At 70.4% G+C, this 4349-nt stretch carries 4 protein-coding genes; all 4 read left to right on the plus strand.

What is annotated here, in order from left to right; genetic code table 11:
- Nucleotides 1-212 precede the first annotated feature (212 nt).
- The 4 genes from yajC to GL263_RS22425 all read left to right on the plus strand — a co-directional run bounded on the left by yajC (nt 213) and on the right by GL263_RS22425 (nt 4348).
- Nucleotides 213-716: a preprotein translocase subunit YajC gene (gene yajC / locus GL263_RS22410; RefSeq protein WP_182857557.1), complete on the plus strand. Its 504-nt coding sequence runs from the start codon at nt 213-215 to the stop codon at nt 714-716.
- A gap of 113 nt (nt 717-829) precedes the next feature.
- A complete protein-coding gene (secD, locus tag GL263_RS22415; protein ID WP_182857558.1) occupies nt 830-2629 on the plus strand; it encodes a protein translocase subunit SecD in 1800 nt (599 codons plus the stop codon).
- 1 nt (nt 2630) lies between these two features.
- The gene (secF, locus tag GL263_RS22420) at nt 2631-3767 is read left to right on the plus strand and encodes a protein translocase subunit SecF (RefSeq protein WP_182857559.1); all 1137 of its coding nucleotides are present in this window, start codon (nt 2631-2633) and stop codon (nt 3765-3767) included.
- A gap of 50 nt (nt 3768-3817) precedes the next feature.
- Nucleotides 3818-4348 carry an adenine phosphoribosyltransferase gene (locus GL263_RS22425; protein ID WP_182857560.1) on the plus strand — a complete coding sequence of 177 codons (531 nt, stop codon included), beginning with the start codon at nt 3818-3820 and terminating at the stop codon, nt 4346-4348.
- Nucleotide 4349: the final 1 nt, after the last annotated feature.

A 4349-nucleotide genomic window follows, 5' to 3' on the forward strand; every position in this document is an offset into this window, starting at 1 on the left:
AGCAGGGCCTGTTCGGCGGCTGACCACCGCCGGGCCGACAGGTCGGCGCACGTCCGCGTCCGGCGCCACCAGGAACCCCGGTCGGCCGTCGGACGTTGTTCCACAGGCGTGGGCTCGCTTAGACTCCGCCGATGCCGTCCCTTATCAGACGGCAGACCATCCCCGACCCCCAGGCCGCCTCCCCGCGGTCGTACGAAGGACACTCTTCCGCCGTGGACATCGCATTTCTCCTCCCCTTCATCGTGCTCATCGGAGCCATGTTCCTGATGACCAGGTCTGCCAAGAAGAAGCAGGAGCAGGCCATGAAGATGCGTGATCAGGTACAACCGGGCACCGGTGTCAGGACGATCGGCGGCCTGTACGGCCGGGTGAAGGAGGTCGGCGACGACACCGTCCTGCTCGAGGTCGCCCCGGGTGTCACCTCGCTCTTCGCGAAGAACGCCATCGGCGCGATCCTGGAGGACGACGAGTACGAGGCCATCGTCAACCCGGAGGCGCGGCTCGACGAGGACACCCCGGTCGTACCGGACGACGCCTCGTCCCTGACCGCGACCGAGGACACCGCGACCGCCGGGGACACGGCGGCCGCCGGGGACGACAAGCCGAACCTGGTCAAGGACGCCGACGCCGCCGCCGACGACGCCGAGACGCCCAAGGCCACCGGGGGCGAGAACGCCGAGGAGACCAAGAAGGACGGCGAAAGCGGTTCGAAGTAAGCGGGCGCGCCGCCGGCCGGTGACCGGCCGCCGGCGGCACCCCGTTCCGAACACCACTTCGCACCGGCCGGTAACCACCGAGCGCGGGCGGCTGGACAGGGAGAGACGAGAAGGTGGCAACACCGAAGAGGCGCCGTAGTTCCACGGGGGCGCAGGGGAGGCCGTTGCGTCCGCTGCTGCTGGCGCTGACGTTGATCGTGGTACTGACCGGCGGGATGTTCCTGGCCGGCGCGACCACGCCGCGCCTGGGCATCGACCTCGCGGGCGGCACGAGCATCACGCTTTCGGCGAAGGACCAGCCCGGCAAGGGTGACGCCGTCAACGAGGCCAACATGAAGACCGCCGCGTCGATCATCGACCGACGCGTCAACGGCCTTGGTGTCTCGGAGGCGGAGGTCACCACCCAGGGCGACCGCAACATCGTCGTCAACATCCCGCGCGGGACCGACGAGAAGCAGGCCCGCGAGCAGGTCGGCACCACCGCCGAACTCGGCTTCCGAAAGGTGCTCACCGCCGGTGACGCCACCCCGCCGCCCGGCGCCGGCGACACGGACGACACGTCCGCGGACGGCAAGAAGGACGACGGCAAGGCCGACGACAGGAAGGCCGAGGACGCCGACGGCAAGAACGACGCCGAGGCCTCGCCGTCCAACGAGCCGAGCACCCAGGGCGCCCGCGCCGGCGCGGTGAACGCCAAGGCCAACGAGACCCCCTCGCCCAGCCCCACCAACGGTGAGGAGCAGGGCGAGGAAGAGGGCAAGAAGGACGAGGACGCCCCGTCCGACCAGCCCCCGGCCGAAGGCGGCATCCCCGCCGACGTGATCAAGCGCTTCGAGCAGCTCGACTGCAGCACGCAGGCCGCCCGGGCCAAGGCGAACCGCGCGGTCGCCGAGTCCGAGCCGGGCGACCTCGTGGCCGCCTGTGACCGGGAGGGCATGGCCAAGTACGTGCTCGGCCCCGTCGAGGTTCCGGGCACGGACGTCACCGAGGCTGCTGCGGTTTTCGACACCGAGAAGGCGCAGTGGGTCGTGAACATGAAGTTCAGTTCTGCTGGCAGCAAGAAGTTCGCCCGGGTCACCGACGAGATCAGGGTGATGGCCCCGCCGCAGAACCAGTTCGCCATCACGCTCGACGGCGAGGTCGTCTCCGCACCTTCGGTGGACACCCGTATCTCGGGAAGCGCCGAGATCCGCGGTAGGTTCACCCAGGAGGAGGCCCAGGACCTGGCCAACATCCTCAAGTTCGGTGCCCTGCCGATCAGCTTCGAGGAGGCCAACGTCCTCACGATCTCCCCGACGCTGGGGGGTGAGCAGCTGAAGGCGGGTCTGATCGCCGGCGCCATCGGCCTCGCCCTGGTCGTGGGCTACCTGCTCTTCTACTACCGGGCGCTCGGCCTCGTGGCGGTCCTCAGCCTGGCGGCGATGGGCGGCTTCACCTACGTGATCATGAGTTTGCTGGGCCCGGGCATCGGGTTCGCGCTCAGTCTGCCGGCCGTCTGCGGTGCGATCGTGGCGATCGGTATCACGGCGGACTCCTTCATCGTCTACTTCGAACGCATCAGGGACGAGGTGCGCGACGGCCGGAGTGTGCGCACGGCCATCGAGCGCGCCTGGCCGCGCGCGCGGCACACCATCCTCATCTCGGACGTGGTGTCCTTCCTGGCGGCCGTGGTGCTGTTCTTCGCCGCCGTCGGCTCGGTGCAGGGCTTCGCGTTTGTGCTCGGCCTGACGACGCTGCTGGACATCGTGGTCGTCTTCCTGATCACCAAGCCGCTCACCAGCCTCCTGGTGCAGCGCCCGTTCTTCGCGAACGGCCACCGCTGGTCCGGTCTGGACGCCAAGCGTCTGGGCGCCCAGCCGCCCATCCGGGGCCGCCGCCGGACCCCGCTCACCGCCGAACCGAAGGAGGCCTGAGATGTCGCGACTCGGCGAACTGGGCGGCAAGCTCAACCGGGGCGAGGTGGCGATCGAGTTCGTCAAGCGCCGCAAGATCTGGTACCTGATCACCGCGGTCATGCTGGTGATCTCGCTCGGCGGCCTGCTGGGCAAGGGCCTGTACATGGGCGTGGAGTTCCAGGGCGGCGCGGTGTTCACCACCCCGCCGACCTCGATCTCCGTCGAGGAGGCCCGCACCGAGGCCCAGCAGTCCTCCGGCAGCGACGCCCGGGTGCAGCGGCTGGGCAACGACTCACTGCGCATCACCGTCACCGGGCTGGACAGCGAGACCTCCAACAAGACCCGCGAGGCGCTCGCCGGCAAGCTCGGCCTGGAGACCGAGCAGCTCGACGCCGAACTGGTCGGCCCCAGCTGGGGTGAACAGATGACCAGCAAGGCGCTCACCGGCATGGTGATCTTCCTGGTGCTGGTGACGGTCTATCTGTCGATCGCCTTCGAGTGGCGCATGGCACTGGCGGCGCTGCTCGCGCTGCTGCACGACCTGTTGATCACCGTCGGCGTCTACGCGCTCGTCGGCTTCGAGGTCACGCCGGGCACGGTCGTCGGTGTGCTGACGATCCTCGGCTACTCGCTGTACGACACGGTGGTGGTGTTCGACAAGGTCAACGAGAACACCAGCAGACTCGGCAAGGACACCCGGTTCACCTTCGCGGAGCTGGCCAACCGCGGCCTGAACGCCACCGTGGTGCGGTCGGTGAACACCTCGATCGTGGCGCTGCTGCCGGTCGGCGCGCTGCTGTTCATCGGCGCCGGTCTGCTCGGCGGCGGCATGCTCAAGGACATCGCGCTGTCGCTGTTCATCGGCCTGGCCGCCGGTACCTACTCGTCGATCATGATCGCCACCCCGCTGGTGGTCGACCTCAAGAAGACGGACTCCGCCGCGAAGGCGCACGACCGCCGGGTCCTGGCCAAGCGCGCCAAGGCCGCCAAGGGCGAGGACGTCGACCAGGACGACTCCGAGGAGCCGGGCGGTGCCACCGCCGTCTCCGACGACGACCCGGACGACGACGCCGAGGAGGCGCCGGCGGCGGCGGGCGCGGGCGGCCGGGCCGGCCGCGCCCAGGGTCGCGGCCGCGCCGCCGGGAGGCGGCGGTGACCGAGGAGACGACGGCGACCGAGCCGGCTCCCGCCCTCTCCTGCGAGCAGCTGGGCGGCCTGCTGCGTGACCGCATCCGGGACGTCCCCGACTACCCCAAGCCCGGGGTCGTCTTCAAGGACATCACGCCGCTGCTGGCCGACCCGGTCGCCTTCACCGCGCTCACCGACGCGTTCGCGCGGCGCTGCGCCGACCTGGGCGTGACAAAGGTGCTGGGCCTGGAGGCCCGCGGCTTCATCCTCGCCGCGCCCGTCGCGGTGCGGGCGGGTGTCGGCTTCGTCCCGGCCCGCAAGGCCGGCAAGCTGCCGGGGGCGATCCTCAGCCAGGCGTACGACCTGGAGTACGGCAGCGCCGAGATCCAGGTGCACGCCGACAGCCTGGCCGCCGGCGACCGCGTCCTGGTGATAGACGACGTGCTGGCCACCGGTGGCACGGCGGCCGCCTCGGTCGAGCTGGTCCGCCGGGCCGGTGCCCGGCTGGCGGGCGTGAGCGTGCTGCTGGAGCTGGGCTTCCTCGCCGGACGTGAGCGGCTGACCGGCGCGCTCGACGGCGCCCCACTGGACGCCGTGCTCACCGTCTGAG

The organism is Streptomyces durbertensis, assembly GCF_014156695.1.
Classification (GTDB): domain Bacteria; phylum Actinomycetota; class Actinomycetes; order Streptomycetales; family Streptomycetaceae; genus Streptomyces; species Streptomyces durbertensis.